The sequence below is a fragment of the Actinocrinis sp. genome (assembly GCF_035650855.1).
Lineage (GTDB): Bacteria > Actinomycetota > Actinomycetes > Streptomycetales > Catenulisporaceae > Actinocrinis.
This window is the reverse complement of the sequence record NZ_DASRGV010000282.1, coordinates 1-13,772: the sequence shown is the minus strand read 5'-3', so window position 1 is coordinate 13,772 and position 13,772 is coordinate 1. Positions and strand designations below refer to the sequence as shown.

General features: G+C 69.6%; 13 protein-coding genes and 1 pseudogene. 7 read left to right on the top strand and 7 right to left on the bottom strand.

What is annotated here, in order from left to right; genetic code table 11:
- Both trpD and VFB40_RS20245 read right to left on the bottom strand, forming a co-directional pair.
- Positions 1-915, bottom strand: a 915-nt coding sequence (gene trpD / locus VFB40_RS20250; RefSeq protein WP_324852991.1) for an anthranilate phosphoribosyltransferase, incomplete at its 3' end; no start/stop codon positions are given.
- Between the two features lie 59 nt (positions 916-974).
- Entirely contained in the window at positions 975-1,427 is a 453-nt protein-coding gene (locus VFB40_RS20245) for a hypothetical protein (RefSeq protein ID WP_324852989.1), read from the bottom strand.
- 355 nt (positions 1,428-1,782) lie between these two features.
- On the opposite strand from VFB40_RS20245, the gene ctaE reads away from it, so the two are divergent.
- From ctaE to qcrB, 4 genes are read left to right on the top strand one after another with little or no spacing between them, the layout of a single operon-like run.
- Complete coding sequence (gene ctaE, locus VFB40_RS20240; protein ID WP_324852987.1) at positions 1,783-2,433, top strand: aa3-type cytochrome oxidase subunit III; 651 nt, start codon at positions 1,783-1,785, stop codon at positions 2,431-2,433.
- Between the two features lie 35 nt (positions 2,434-2,468).
- Positions 2,469-3,308, top strand: a complete 840-nt coding sequence (qcrC, locus tag VFB40_RS20235) for a cytochrome bc1 complex diheme cytochrome c subunit (RefSeq protein WP_324852985.1) — start codon at positions 2,469-2,471, stop codon at positions 3,306-3,308.
- A gap of 9 nt (positions 3,309-3,317) precedes the next feature.
- Positions 3,318-4,430 (top strand): cytochrome bc1 complex Rieske iron-sulfur subunit, encoded by a 1,113-nt coding sequence (qcrA, locus tag VFB40_RS20230; RefSeq protein WP_324852983.1) that lies wholly within the window; start codon positions 3,318-3,320, stop codon positions 4,428-4,430.
- Complete coding sequence (qcrB, locus tag VFB40_RS20225) at positions 4,427-6,067, top strand: cytochrome bc1 complex cytochrome b subunit (protein ID WP_324852981.1); 1,641 nt, start codon at positions 4,427-4,429, stop codon at positions 6,065-6,067. The genes qcrA and qcrB overlap by 4 nt, the downstream gene beginning before the upstream one ends.
- Before the next feature lie 114 nt (positions 6,068-6,181).
- Here the strand turns inward: qcrB and VFB40_RS20220 are convergent, their stop codons facing one another.
- Together VFB40_RS20220 and VFB40_RS20215 are read right to left on the bottom strand one after the other, a co-directional pair.
- Positions 6,182-6,463, bottom strand: coding sequence for an Lrp/AsnC family transcriptional regulator (locus VFB40_RS20220; RefSeq protein WP_324852979.1), 282 nt, complete (start codon positions 6,461-6,463; stop codon positions 6,182-6,184).
- Positions 6,442-7,338, bottom strand: a complete 897-nt coding sequence (locus VFB40_RS20215; protein ID WP_324852977.1) for a rhomboid family intramembrane serine protease — start codon at positions 7,336-7,338, stop codon at positions 6,442-6,444. Before VFB40_RS20215 ends, VFB40_RS20220 begins: the two co-directional genes overlap by 22 nt.
- A 121-nt stretch (positions 7,339-7,459) precedes the next feature.
- Here VFB40_RS20215 and VFB40_RS20210 point away from each other — a divergent pair, with 121 nt between their 5' ends.
- Positions 7,460-8,974 (top strand): NYN domain-containing protein, encoded by a 1,515-nt coding sequence (locus VFB40_RS20210; RefSeq protein ID WP_324852974.1) that lies wholly within the window; start codon positions 7,460-7,462, stop codon positions 8,972-8,974.
- A gap of 248 nt (positions 8,975-9,222) precedes the next feature.
- Positions 9,223-10,398 (top strand): C40 family peptidase, encoded by a 1,176-nt coding sequence (locus VFB40_RS20205; RefSeq protein ID WP_324852972.1) that lies wholly within the window; start codon positions 9,223-9,225, stop codon positions 10,396-10,398.
- Between the two features lie 18 nt (positions 10,399-10,416).
- Here the strand turns inward: VFB40_RS20205 and VFB40_RS20200 are convergent, their stop codons facing one another.
- Positions 10,417-10,875 (bottom strand): GyrI-like domain-containing protein, encoded by a 459-nt coding sequence (locus tag VFB40_RS20200; RefSeq protein WP_324852970.1) that lies wholly within the window; start codon positions 10,873-10,875, stop codon positions 10,417-10,419.
- Positions 10,872-12,146 (bottom strand): glycosyltransferase 87 family protein, encoded by a 1,275-nt coding sequence (locus VFB40_RS20195; protein WP_324852968.1) that lies wholly within the window; start codon positions 12,144-12,146, stop codon positions 10,872-10,874. Before VFB40_RS20195 ends, VFB40_RS20200 begins: the two co-directional genes overlap by 4 nt.
- A 95-nt stretch (positions 12,147-12,241) precedes the next feature.
- On the opposite strand from VFB40_RS20195, the gene VFB40_RS20190 reads away from it, so the two are divergent.
- Positions 12,242-13,405: a glycosyltransferase family 4 protein gene (locus VFB40_RS20190; RefSeq protein ID WP_324852966.1), complete on the top strand. Its 1,164-nt coding sequence runs from the start codon at positions 12,242-12,244 to the stop codon at positions 13,403-13,405.
- Between the two features lie 62 nt (positions 13,406-13,467).
- Here VFB40_RS20190 and VFB40_RS20185 read toward each other — a convergent pair.
- Positions 13,468-13,772 (bottom strand): annotated as a pseudogene (locus tag VFB40_RS20185) (long-chain fatty acid--CoA ligase); the annotation flags it as partial.

Genomic DNA, 13,772 nt, shown 5'->3' with positions numbered 1-13,772 from the left:
GCTGAGCAGCACCGCGTCGCGGACCGGACCGCGCTCGCCGGACAGCAGCTTGCGGACCACGTTCGCGTTGTATTGCGCGTCGGCGCCGCGCAGCGACTCGATCGGCGCGTATTCGATGCCTACGTCGCGCGGGTCGAACGTCGCCTCGGTCACCTCGCCTGCGTGCGCGACCCATACCGATGAGGTCGTGGTCACGGTCAGCTCGTCGAGGCCGTCGTCGCCGCGGAAGACCAGCGCCGAGTTGCCGCGCTTGGCGAGCACGCCCGCGACGATCGGGGCCATCCGCCGGTCCGCGACGCCGATCGCCTGCGCCTTGGGCCTGGCCGGGTTGGTGAGCGGGCCGAGCATGTTGAACGCCGTCTGCACGCCCAGTTCGCTGCGCGTCGGCCCCGCGTGGCGCAGCGCCGGGTGGAAGACCGGGGCGAAACAGAAGGTGATGCCCGCCTCCTGGGCCACCTCGCCGACCCGCCGGATCGGCAGATCGAGGCGCAGGCCGAGCGCCTCCAGCACGTCCGCCGCGCCCGAGGACGAGGACGCCGCGCGGTTGCCGTGCTTGACCACGCGCGCGCCGGCTCCCGCCGCGACGATCGCCGACATCGTGGAGATGTTCACCGTGCGCGCCATGTCGCCGCCGGTGCCGACCACGTCCACGATCGGACCTGGCACGTCGAGGGTCTGCGCGTGCTGGTACATCGTCGCGACGAGGCCCTCGACCTCCTCGACCGTCTCGCCCTTCGTGCGCAGCGCGATCGCGAAGCCGGCGATCTGCGCGCTGGTCGCGTCGCCGTTCATGATCTCGTGCATCGCCCACGTGGCGGCCTCGCCGGACAGCGCCTCGCCGCGCACCAGGGTTCGAAGAACCGAGGGCCAGGTGTGCGTGCCCTCCGCCGCGTTGCCCGCCGTCGATGACGTCATGATCCTGGCCCTCCTCCCGCGCGTTGCCGGTGCGGCCAGGGGTCCCCGGCCGTCGCGGCTCAGGCTACCCGCGGACGCAAGAGCGCGGCGGCCACATCCGCCAGCCGGACCGGGTCGATCGGGTGCGGCACGACCGCGTCCGCGCGCGCCCAGGTGGCCAGCCAGCCGTCCTGCGCCCGGCCGGTGAGCACCAGCAGCGGCGGGCACTGGTAGATCTCGTCCTTGAGCTGCCTGGCGATGCCGATGCCGCCGGCCGGCACCGCCTCGCCGTCCAGGATCGCCAGGTCGATGCGGCCGCGGCCCCGCGCGATGCCGTCCATCGCCTCGATCACGGCCGGCTCGGTGGCCACCTCGCGCACCCGCACGGTGGGCAGGTCCGGCGCGGGCTTGGTACCGAGCGCCGCACGCACCGCGGCGCGCACGTTCGCGTCGTCGCTGTAGACGAGCACGGTCAAGCTGACGGGGGGCGCCGGAGTGGCGACCGTGTGGTCGACGGTCGACTGGCTGGACATGGGCCACTCCCTCGTGACATATCGCGCTTGTGACGTAACCGCTGTGCCGAAGCCGATCGTAGTGGCAGCGCCAGACGGTGTGAATCGAGGGCCGACAGCAAGCGGATCGAGGCGCCCGGCGAGCGCCCGAGCCACATCGCGCTGGGGCGCATTAACGATTGGATTACGGGGCGAGATTACTGACGGACATCGCATAACCGGACGTCCGACCGGCGTTACCGCCGTCGCTCAACGCCGCGAATCGAGCCCAATGTCCGATTCGACCCGGGGCGACTACTCCATTCTGACGTAACCTCACCCCGCCGAACCGGTAACCCGGACCCCCTGCGTCAGGCCGATCGGGGCAGGGACCATAATGGCCGCCGTGGCGACTGCAACAGCAACCCAAGCCGCACCCGCGCACCGGGTGCCCAATAGGCCCAACCTGGTCAGTGTCGGGACGATCATCTGGCTGGCCTCCGAGCTGATGTTCTTCGCGGCGCTGTTCGCGATCTACTTCACCCTGCGCTCGGTGAACGGCGACGAGATCTTCCGGGCGAACGCGGCGCACCTCGACGTGCCGCTGTCCCTGGCGAACACGATCGTCCTCGTGCTGTCCTCGTTCCCCTGCCAGTTCGGCGTGTTCGCTGCGGAGCGTCACCAGGTCAACCGGAGCGGTTCGATCCTGAACGTCAAGCGGTACGGGATGCGCGAGTGGTACGCCCTGGCCTTCATCATGGGCGCCGTCTTCATCTCGCTGCAGGTGTACGAGTACTCCTCCCTGGTCAAGGACGGGCACCCGATCTCGGAGAACGCCTGGACCAGCGCGTTCTACCTGGCCACCGGCTTCCACGGGCTGCACGTGACCGGCGGTCTGTTCGCCTTCCTCATGGTGATGATGCGCACGTACAAGGCCCGCAGGTTCAGCCACGACCAAGAGGTCGCGGCGATCGTCGTGTCGTACTACTGGCACTTCGTCGACGTGGTGTGGATCGGCCTGTTCAGCGTCATCTACGTGATCAAGTAACCAACGGACGCAAGCCTGATGAGGGAAACCAAGTCGTGAAATCGCTCTCCACGCGGCGACGCCACCCACTGGCAGCGTTCGTCGTCCTGGCGCTCGGGCTGGCCTTCGCCGGCGCGCTGTTCGCCGCCTTCGTCTCCCCCACCGCCAGCGCGGACACGGGGGAGAGCGCGGCGCAGCAGATCGCCAACGGCAAGGCGCTGTACACCTCGTCCTGCTCGAGCTGCCATGGCAAGGCCGCCGAGGGCACGAACCTCGGCCCGTCGCTGATCGGCGTCGGCTCGGCCTCGGTCGACTTCCAGGTCTCCACCGGGCGGATGCCGGCCAAGCAGCTCGGCGCGCAGGTCGAGGCCAAGCCGAACATCTTCAGCACGCAGCAGATCCAGGACATGGCCGCGTACGTGCAGTCGCTCGGCGGCGGCCCGCAGATCCCGGCGCCGTCCCAGTACGCCTTCGACCAGAACGCGGTCGCCCTCGGCGGCCAGCTGTTCCGGGAGACCTGCTCGCAGTGCCACAACTTCGCGGGCGAGGGCGGAGCGCTGACCGACGGCAAGTTCGCGCCCAAGCTCACCGGCACCTCGCCGCAGCAGATCTACGAGGCCATGCTGACCGGCCCGCAGAACATGCCGGTGTTCAACGACAAGGTCATTCCGCCGGCCGAGAAGCAGGCGATCATCTCCTACCTGACCGCCAGCCGCAACGAGCCGAACTACGGCGGCGCGGGCCTCGGGAGGCTCGGGCCGGTCTCGGAGGGCCTGTTCATCTGGACCGTCGGGCTGATCGCGCTGCTGCTGTGCGCGGTCTGGATCGCGGCGCACACCACGAAGGCCTCCGCGGAGAAGGTCGCCAAGGCGGCCGCGGCCAAGGCGGGGAAGTGATCGAGAGCGATGACTGCTGACGAGACGAACCACCCGAACCTCACCGAGCTCGGGTACGACGAGCACAGCCCCGTCCGGGTGGACGAGCACACAGACGGGCACGGCCACGAGGTCGCCCTGCCGGAGGACCCGTTCGCCGACCCGGGGCTCGAGCCGCACCGGCCGCGCGCCACGGACATCGACGAGAAGGTCGCCCGGAGCAAGGAACGCCTGATCGCGGCGCTGTTCACGCTGTCCGCGCTGTGCACCATCGGCTTCATGGTCGCCTACACCGAGGTGTCCAAGACCGCCACGGTGAACTTCTTCCCGATCGGCGCGGTCTCCGCGTCGAACTTCGCGCTCGGGCTGCTGCTGGGCGTCGCGCTGTTCTCGCTGGGTGCCGGGGCCATCTACTGGGCCAGGACCCTGATGACGGACGTGGAGTTCCCGCAGGAGCGCCACCCGCTCGAATCGGACACCGAGACCAAGGCGCAGGCCGCGGCGGAGTTCCGGCAGGGCGTCGAGGACTCCGGCATCAAGCGCAGGCCGCTGATCCGCAGGTCCCTGCTCGGCGCGCTGGCCGTGCTGCCGCTGCCCGCGCTGTGGATCCTGCGCGATCTCGGCCCGCTGCCCGGCGATTCACTGCGGCACACCGCGTGGAAGGCCGGCGAGCGGATCATCAACGACATGACGGTGTCCATCGACGGCACCACCGGCCAGGGCATCAAGCCGGAGGACATCACCATCGGCTCGCTGGTGCAGGGCCGGCCGCTGGCCGCGCTGACCGCCGGCGAGGACCTGAACAACATGATGGCCAAGTCGGCGATCCTGTTGGTGCGCATGGACCCGGCGGACATCAAGTCGCAGCAGGAGCGCGACTGGGGCTACCAGGGCATCGTGGCGTTCTCGAAGATCTGCACGCACGTCGGCTGCCCGGTGTCGCTGTACGAGCAGCAGACGCACCACATGCTGTGCCCCTGCCACCAGTCCACCTTCGACCTGTCCGAGGACGGCAAGGTCATCTTCGGCCCGGCGGCCCGCTCGCTGCCGCAGCTGCCGATCACGGTTGACGCCGACGGCTACCTGGTCGCCAAGAGCGACTTCGACCAGCCGGTCGGCCCGAGCTTCTGGGAGCGCGGATGACCGCCACGACCCCGCACTCCGCCGAGTTCGCCGACGGCGTGGCGCCGACCACGTTCGGCGGCAAGGCCGCGGACTACCTGGACCAGCGCCTCGGCATCGCCGGCGCGGCGAAGAAGCAGCTGCGCAAGATCTTCCCGGACCACTGGTCCTTCATGCTCGGCGAGATCGCGCTCTACAGCTTCATCGTGCTGCTGCTCTCCGGGATCTTCCTGACCCTGTTCTTCACCCCGTCGATGAACGAGGTGACGTACAACGGGTCGTACACCCCGCTCGACGGCATCCGCATGTCCGAGGCGTACGCCTCGACCGTGAACATCTCGTTCGACGTGCGCGGCGGCCTGCTGATGCGGCAGATCCACCACTGGGCCGCGCTGGTGTTCGTCATGGCGATCACCGTGCACATGCTGCGCATCTTCTTCACCGGCGCGTTCCGCAAGCCGCGCGAGCTGAACTGGATCATCGGCTTCGGCCTGTTCGTGATGGCGCTGCTCGAGGGCTTCTGCGGCTACTCGCTGCCGGACGACCTGCTGTCCGGCACCGGCCTGCGCATCGCCGAGGGCGTCGTGCTCTCGATCCCGATCGTCGGCACCTACGTCTCGTTCTTCCTGTTCGGCGGCGAGTTCCCGGGGCACGACCTGGTGCCGCGGCTGTTCACCATCCACATCCTGCTGGTGCCGGGCCTGATCCTGGCGCTGATCACGGTGCACCTGATCCTGGTCTTCTACCAGAAGCACACCCAGTGGGCCGGTCCCGGGCGCAACAACGAGAACGTGGTCGGCCTGCCGCTGCTGCCGGTGTACACCGCGAAGGCGGGCGGGTTCTTCTTCCTGGTCTTCGGCATCATCTCGCTGCTGGCCGGCCTGGTCTCGATCAACCCGATCTGGACCTACGGGCCTTACGTGCCGAACGAGATCACCGCGGGATCCCAGCCCGACTGGTACATCGGGTTCCTCGAGGGCTCGCTGCGCATGATGCCCAACCTGGAGTTCAACTTCCTCGGGCATACGCTCTCGCTCAACGTGCTCGTCCCGGCGTTGATCGTGCCAGGGATCCTGTTCACGGCGTTGGCGGTGTACCCGTTCATCGAGGCGTGGGTCACCGGGGACAAGCGTGAGCACCACATCCTGGACCGGCCGCGCAACGTGCCGACCCGGACGGCGTTTGGCGTGGCGGGCTGCACCTTCTACGGCGTGCTGTGGTTCGTCGGCGGCAATGACCTGATCGCGACGCACTTCCACCTGTCGTTGGAGTCGATCACCTGGACCGGGCGGGTGCTGATCTTCGTCGGCCCGGTGTTCGCCTTCTGGATCACCCGGCGCATCTGCTTCGGGCTGCAGCGCGCGGACCGGGACAAGGTGCTGTACGGCCGCGAGGCGGGCATCATCATCCGCTCCCCGGAGGGCGAGTTCTCCGAGGTGCACGCCCCGCTCTCGGACGGCGACCGGTTCAAGCTGACCGCGCACGACGTGCACCGGCCGCTGAGCATCGCGCAGACCGCGGACTCCAACGGCGTGCCCGCGCCGAAGCTGCGCCGGGCGAAGCTGCGCGCGAAGGCGACGCACTTCTTCTTCGGCACGCGGATCGAGAAGCCGTCCGTGGAGGAGTACCACGAGTCGATCACCAGCGGCCACCACTGACGGCGGCGGCGGACCGCTCCACCGCGCAGCCCTCCCAGCGTTCGGCTGGGAGGGCTGCGGCGTTTTCGCGTCAGGCGCCGTCCGCGCCGTCCGCCAACCGCCGAACGCCGCCGGCTACTCGCCGATACCGAGCGCGAAGGCCGCCTCCAGATCGTGCGAGGAGTAGGCGCGGAAGGCGATGTGCGTCTCGGTACGCACGATGCCCGCGACCTTGTTGAGCCGTCCCGGGATCACCTCGGCCAGGTCGTCGTGGTGCCGCACCCGCACGATGGCGATCAGGTTCCACTCGCCGGTCACCGAGTACGCCTCGCTGACCCCCTCGATCCCCGAGACCTCCTGCGCGATCTCGGGAATCCGATCGACATCCGTCTTGATCATGACAATCGCTGTGACCATGCCGCCACCCTAAAGCCGTACGGGTCATATGGACCGCGCGGGCCCCGACCCGGTGGTGACGTGGCGCGCATGCGCTGCCATTCCGGGGGTGGCGGCGGCGCCGGCGGACCGGGTCTGCGGCGGCCGGTCACCGCCATCGCGTACAAGAAGCCCGCGATGAACCCGGCCACATGCGCCACGTAGGCCACCGTCGTGTCCGTCGGCACGCCGAGCAGGTGCTGGATCGACGGCAGCTGCAGCACGAACCAGGAACCGAGCACCAGCCAGGCCGGGAAGCGCAGCGGGATGAAGAAGAGGAAGGGCACCAGGCTGGTGACTTTCGCCTTCGGGAACAGGTAGAGATAAGCGCCTAACGCAGCGGCGATGGCACCTGACGCACCGACAAGAGGCGTTACCGCGCCCGGGTTGAGAAGGGCGAAGGCGTACGTAGCGATATAGCCGCCGACCAGATAGAACAACAGGAAGTGCAATCGGCCGAGCCGATCTTCCACGTTGTTGCCGAAGACATACAGGAACAGCATGTTCCCCAGCAGGTGCAGCCATCCGGCGTGAATGAACATCGCGGTGAGCACCGAGACGAACGGCACCTTGTGCGGCAGCGCGGTGAAAACGCAGACCGCTCGGCCCGCATTCGTGTCCACCGCGATCCTCGGTTCCTGCGCCGGGGTGAGCTGCTGATTGTGGATCAGCTCGTACGGGATCGCGCCGTGTTCGACGAAGTAGCGCTGTTGCACGCAGGCCTGGGTGGGCGAGGGGCTGCCGACCACCGACGCGCTCGGACCGACTAAGAACACCACGAAGTTCAGCGCGATCAGCGCGTACGTGACGTAGGCGGTCCGGCGCACCGGATTCTTGTCGTGAATCGGGATCACCACGCCCCTGAGTCTGCCCACTTTTCCGTCTTTGAAGGCGCTTTTCGGCGCTCTAACTGCACGCGGCGCGCGCGGGGCGCGTGACGAAGCCCGCGTCTGGGAATCCACCCTCTACCCTTGAAATGTGAGAGGAGCTGACGTGGACGGCGAGGAGCGGGAGGCGCGGACCTCCGGTTCCGCCGAGCCGCCGTCCCCGGACTCCTCGCCGATCGGGCCCGCCGACGGCTCCGACGTGCAAGAAACCTTCGCCTCGCCGGATGGGCCGGTCGACCCGGACGGCCCTGTCGACCCGGATGGGCCGGTCGGCCCTGTCGCGGCGCAGGCGCCTGCCGAGCGGCTCTCCGCGCCGCTGAGCGAGGCGGTGCGGCAGCGGGTCGTCTCGCTGGCCGCGGAGACGGCCGGGATCCTGCCGCTGTCACAACTGCCGACGGCGCTTCGGCCGTTCGCGCGGTTCGCCCCGCCCAAGCGCGCGAAGCTGGCCGCGACGCCGCTGGCCGCGGCCGTGGAGACCGACGCGGTCTTCCGCGAGCGGATCGCCGACCGGGTCCGCGACGCCTTTCCGGAGGTCGTCGAGGCGTTCCACGCGGGCGTGCTGCCGGCCGCCGCCGATCCGCGCGACGTCGCCGCGCTCGCCTACCTGGTACGCCCGGCCGGCTGGCCCGGCATCGTCGAGGAGGCCGAGCTGGCGGCCCGCGCCGCCGAACGCGCCGTCGCCGACGAGCACCTGGGCGACGAGGTGGCGCGCCTTAAGGCAGAGATCGACGCGTTACGCGACGCCGCCAAGGCGGACGTCGAGCGGCTGAAGGCGGAGATCGTCGCCGAGCGCCGCGAGGGCGACTCGCTACGCCGTCGCAATCGGCAGCTGGAAGCCGACATGCGGCGCGCGCAGGCCGAGGCGCGCCGGGCGCAGGCGGAGGCCCAAGAGGCCCGCACGGAGGCCGCAGGAGCCGTCTCACAGGCCGACAGCGAGCTACGGCGGGTCCGCGCCCGGCTCACCGACGCCGAGGCCGCGCTGGAGGCCGCACGCCGCAGCGTGCGCGAGAACCGCAGCGCGGGGGAGGTCCGGCTGCGGCTGCTGCTGGAAACCATCTCCGAGGCCGCCACCGGCCTGCGCCGCGAGCTCGCGCTCTCGCCGACCGAACAACGCCCGGCCGACACGGTCGACGCGCTGCGCCCGGTTGCTCCCGGAACCGGCGACATCCAGGGCAAGGCCCGCTCGCACGACGACCCGGCGGTTCTCGATCAGCTGCTCGCCCTGCCGCGCGCTCATATGGTCATCGACGGCTACAACGTCACCAAGACGGCGTACCCGACCCTCTCGCTGCACGAGCAGCGGGTCCGGCTGCTGCGCGGCCTCGGATCGATCGCGGCGCGCACCGGAGCCGAGATCACGTGCGTGTTCGACGGGGCCGAGTTGGGCGGGCCGGTGCCCGTACCGCAGCACAAGGGCGTGCGCGTGCTGTTCTCGCATCCCGGCGAGATCGCCGACGAGCTCATCCGCCGGCTCGTGGCCGCCGAGCCGCAGGGGCGCCCGCTCATCGTCGTCTCGTCGGACCGCGAGGTGGCTGACGGGGTACGCCGCTCGGGTGCCCGTCCGGTGCCTTCGGCGATGCTGGTGCGCGCTCTCGCTCGCGGCTGACACGCCATGAATTACAGCTAGTTGCCCCCTCCGGCACTGCCCGGCGGTGTCCCGACCATGGCGTACTGATCTGATCGAGTGACAGATCGTTGCTCTCAGCGTCACCGGCTCGCTACGTTGCGCATTCGGCCCGCCGAATCGGGGGCGGCCAGAGCGACAGCTCTCTTGGGCGGACGGGCCGCAGCCGAGCGAGAGGAGTGACGCCGATCGTGGCGTCCCACAGACGCGTACGCTGCCGCCCGGGCCTGATGCGCGCCACCGGACTGGTGGCGGCCACCGTCGCCGCAGCCGGCCTGGTGCCCGCAGTGGGCCACGCCGAGCCGGCCCCCGGTTCCGGCACCAACGACCCCGCCCTCGGCGGCCAAGGCCTGGCGAACGGCGCCCCCGTCGACGCGGGCCTCGACGCCGCCAAGCAGGAAATCGCACAGCTCTATCAGCAGGCCGAGGCGGATACGCAGGCCTACGACGCGACCGAGGAACGCATCGCCCGGCTCCAAGCCGCCGTCGCGAACTCGGGAACACATAGCGCACAGCTGCGTGCACAGCTCGCCGCAGCTAGTGGCAGCCTCGGACGCCTCGCGGCCGCGCAGTACCGCACCGCGGGTGTGAATCCCTCGATCGCCCTGGTCTTCTCCGCGCATCCGGACAGCTATCTCGCACGCGCCGGAATGACCGACCGCATGGCTGACGTCGACCGCGATCGCGTCCTCACCGCGTTACGCGACCAGCAGGCGCTGGACCAGCTCGACCGCGAATCCGCCTCCGACCTCGCCGACTTGCGCGCGGCACAGTCGCAGTTGGCCGTGCACCGCGCCGATATCGAGGCCAAGCTCTCCGCCGCGCGCGACCGCCTCGACGCGCTCGACTCGACCGACCGCAGCCAGGTGGCCCAGGCGCTCGCGAACGGCGGCGGTCTCGGCTACGGCGCGCCGGGCGCCGGCGGGCCCGCAGACGGCCTCGGCTCGATGGTCAAGGCGGCAGCTCCCTCGCTCAAGTCGCTGGTCTCGGCCATCGCGGCGTCCGCGCAGTCCGTCGCGGCCTCGGGTCCGGACGCGATCCCCGCCCCCGACGTCAGCCGGGCGATCACGGCGGTCTCGACCGCGTATGCGGAACTGGGCAAGCCCTACGTATGGGGCGCGACCGGTCCCGGCGAGTTCGACTGCTCCGGCCTCACCCAGCACGTGTGGGCGGCCGCGGGCGTGCAGCTGCCGCGCACCTCGCAGGAGCAGGCGGAAATCGGACCGGGCATCCCGGTCGCCGACATCCGGCCGGGCGACCTGGTGATCTACTTCTCCGGGCGCACACACGTCGGCATCTACGTCGGTCAGGGAATGGTGATCCACGCCCCGCGGCCCGGCTCGGTCGTGCAGTTCACCCCGCTCGCTTCGATGCCGATCGACAAGGTGGTCAGGCCGACGCAGTAGCGGCGCCGCGGCTCTCGATCACGCCGATACCAGCGACCAGGACACGGTCACGTCGATCTGGCCGGTCGACGGATCGGGATCGCCGTAGATCTCCCAGCGCGCGCCGGTCACCGTGTGCCCGTTGGCCTTGCTCCAGGCGACTACCGCGGCATGGGTCTCGCCGATCGCGGCAATCGGGCCGGTGTGCGTCGCGGTGGCTGCAAGTCCGCCGGGGAGCGTCGACGCGACGACGTTCCCGACGGGCTCGAACGGGCCGTTGACCTGGACGCCGATTTCGACATTGGGCACATCGTCCTTGTAGAGCATGACGTTGTGGCCCTGCTTGTAGAGCCCCGCTGGAGCGCCGCCGCGCAGGAAGGCCCACACCTCGTCCAGCATCGGCCGCCACACCTTCGGGAACTGCGCCCACGTCGTGGCCACGGCGACCACCGCAGTCGGGCTCGGTTCGACGTTCGCCACGGTCACATCAGCGGTCATGGCGCGGACGATACGCCTTCCGGAGCGACCGCGCGGCGCAGCAGGCGGACAGCCCACAGTGTGGCGGCGACGAGCATCAGATTGCGGCCGGTCACGAACCACGGCGCCCAGCGTCCGCCGTGCACGAGCCGGGAGAACAGCAGCGGGAACTCGATCTGGGTGAGTGAGATTGCGCCGAGCAGAAGCCAACACGGTCCGGTTAACGCGCTGTTCGGCAGTGTCAGGCAGAGCGCGATGAGCGCGACTACCCACACCAGGTACTGAGGGCTAAGCACACGGCTCGTCACGATCGCGATCATTACCGCAGTAAGTGCCGCGTCGTAGTACAGCGCCGTTGACCAGCGCCCCGGAACCAGGTCCGCGCGCCTGCGCCACCAGAGCAACCAGGCGAACCCGGCCACGGTCAGCACCTCGCAGCAGATCAGGACCGCGCCGATGCCGGGGCCGGTGATCTCGAACGCGCCGTACTGATGCCGGATCGCGCCCGGGTAGCCGAGGTGCCTGGCGATCAGGAACGGCGTCGCCAGCACCGACTCGACCTCCAGACCGCGGTCTTGCTGACCGGCCAGGAAGCCGAACGCGCCGGGCAACGTGGCCGCGAGCGCGAGCGTGGGCAGCAGCGCCGCGATCCCCGCCCACAGCAGCGCCCTGCGCCCGCCCACGCGCTTGGGCAGACCCACGGCAAGCGCGGCAGGCCAAAGCTTCACGACCGCCCCGAGGCCGATCGCCATGCCGCGCAGCCGCCACGTCCACGCCGCGCTGCTGGTGGTCACCACCAGAGCGAATGCCGCGGTCATCGCCACGATGATGTCGTAGCGGCCATACACGATCGGCCCGAGCACGAAGATCGCGACCACGTACACCCAGGCTCCGGTGTAGTTGATCGGGCGCTTAGCCACGGCTGTACCCGTGTTCCGTTCAGCCGTGTACCAGCATCGGTACACCACCAACAGGAACGTGATCAGGTCAGCGAGCAGCGCCATCGCGTAGAACGTCGAGTAGTAGCTCAATTCGGTAACGCCTCGCACGATGCGTGGCAGCGCAATGACCACTGAAGCGCCGGGCGGATACTGCCACACCGGGTCGTGCAACGGGAAGTGCCCTGACGTGAACGCCTGCGACCAGCGGTTGTACGTCTTCACGTCGCCGACGATGTCGCCGTGCGAGATGTACGGGATCACGTTGTAGGTGAACAGCAGCAACACGGCCCGGGTCGACGCCCAGCACGCCGCGGGCAGCACGGCGGTCCGCGCGCGCTGCCTGGTGATCACCCTTCCGGTCGTCGCCTGTGTCGCCGGCAGTGGCCTTGTCGCGGTCTGGCGCCCCGTCATGTGCTTCGGTGGTTCCGATCTGAGATCGTTGCGGCATGCCCCGCACCCTCGTCGTCACGAACGACTATCCTCCGCGGCCCGGTGGTATCCAGGAGTTCGTTCAGGCCATGGTCGACGGGTTCACCCCATCGGACGTAGTGGTGTACGCCTCCACGTGGCGTGGCAAGGCCGCCGAATGCCGCGCCTATGACGCGGCGCGGCCGTATCTGACGGTGCGCGAGAACACTTCCGTGCTCCTGCCCGAGCCGCGGCGCACTCGGCGGGCTTGCGAGATCGCGCGGGCAGAGGGTTGCGAGACGGTCTGGTTCGGAGCGGCGGCGCCGCTTGGGTTGATGGCGCCGGCACTACGCCGCGCGGGTGTCAATCGCCTGGTCGCAACGACGCACGGCCACGAAACAGGCTGGGCGCAGCTTCCGGGGGCTCGCTCGTTGCTACGCCGAATCGGTGATGGCGTCGACGTCGTCACGTACCTGAGTGAGTATCAGCGCACCCGGATCGGCGCTGTACTCAGTCCGCAGGCTGCACAGCAGATGGCGCAACTGTCGCCGGGCGTCGACACGGAGCGATTCAGACCTGAGCTACGTACCGCACCCGAGGTCGCGGAGCTGCGCAAGCGTTACGGTCTGACGGACCGTCCGGTAGCCGTGTGCGTATCCCGGCTGGTGCCGCGTAAGGGCCAGGACACGCTCATTCGCGCCTGGCCACAGGTCAAGAAGGCGGTGCCCGACGCGGCATTGCTGATCGGCGGCGGCGGTCCGTACCGCAAGGACCTGGAACGTATCGCGCGTGAGGCAGACGTCGAGCGAGACGTGATCTTCACAGGTCGGATGCCTTGGGCAGACCTGCCGCTCTATTACGCGCTGGGCGATGTGTTCGCGATGCCATGCCGCACCCGCCGCGCCGGCCTCGACGTCGAGGGCCTCGGGATCGTCTACCTGGAGGCCTCGGCCACCGGCCTGCCGGTCGTGGCCGGCGACTCCGGCGGAGCGCCGGACGCGGTGGTCGAAGGCGAGACCGGCTACGTCGTCCCCGGCCGCGACGTGGACCTGACCGCCCGGCGGGTCGCGGAACTGCTCGCCGACCCCGGGCTGTCCGCGAAGCTCGGCGCCGCGGGACGGGCCTGGGTCGAGCGCCGCTGGCAGTGGTCCACCATCCGCGAGCGGTTCAACGCGCTGCTCAACCCACCGGCCTCCGCCTGAGCCCGCCCTTCAAAGGGGGGCCAAGCAGAGGCCGGTGGGTTAAGCAGCTACTCCTACTTCTACTACTTCGCGTAAAGCTTCTCGATCTCGCCCGCGTACTGCTGCGCGATCACGTTGCGCTTGATCTTCATCGACGGGGTGATCTGGCCGCCCTCGATCGTCCACTCGATCGGCAGCACCGCGAACTTGCGGATGCTCTCCGCCTTGGAGACCGCCTGGTTCGCGCCGGCCACCGCCTCCTCGATCTCGTGCAGCACCGCCGGGTCGCCGGCCAGCTGGTCCAGCGGCGTGGACTTGTCCCTGCCGTGCAGCTCGAGCCAGCCGGGCAGCGCCTCGGAGTCCAGGGTGACCAGAGCCGCGATGAACG

Coding starts and splice junctions, on each gene's coding strand:
- VFB40_RS20205 (WP_324852972.1), top strand. CDS start 9,223: ATGCGCGCCACCGGACTGGTGGCGGCCACCGTCGCCGCAGCCGGCCTG.
- qcrB (WP_324852981.1), top strand. CDS start 4,427: ATGACCGCCACGACCCCGCACTCCGCCGAGTTCGCCGACGGCGTGGCG.
- VFB40_RS20245 (WP_324852989.1), bottom strand. CDS start 1,427: ATGTCCAGCCAGTCGACCGTCGACCACACGGTCGCCACTCCGGCGCCC.
- qcrA (WP_324852983.1), top strand. CDS start 3,318: ATGACTGCTGACGAGACGAACCACCCGAACCTCACCGAGCTCGGGTAC.
- VFB40_RS20200 (WP_324852970.1), bottom strand. CDS start 10,875: ATGACCGCTGATGTGACCGTGGCGAACGTCGAACCGAGCCCGACTGCG.
- ctaE (WP_324852987.1), top strand. CDS start 1,783: ATGGCCGCCGTGGCGACTGCAACAGCAACCCAAGCCGCACCCGCGCAC.
- VFB40_RS20220 (WP_324852979.1), bottom strand. CDS start 6,463: ATGGTCACAGCGATTGTCATGATCAAGACGGATGTCGATCGGATTCCC.
- VFB40_RS20190 (WP_324852966.1), top strand. CDS start 12,242: ATGCCCCGCACCCTCGTCGTCACGAACGACTATCCTCCGCGGCCCGGT.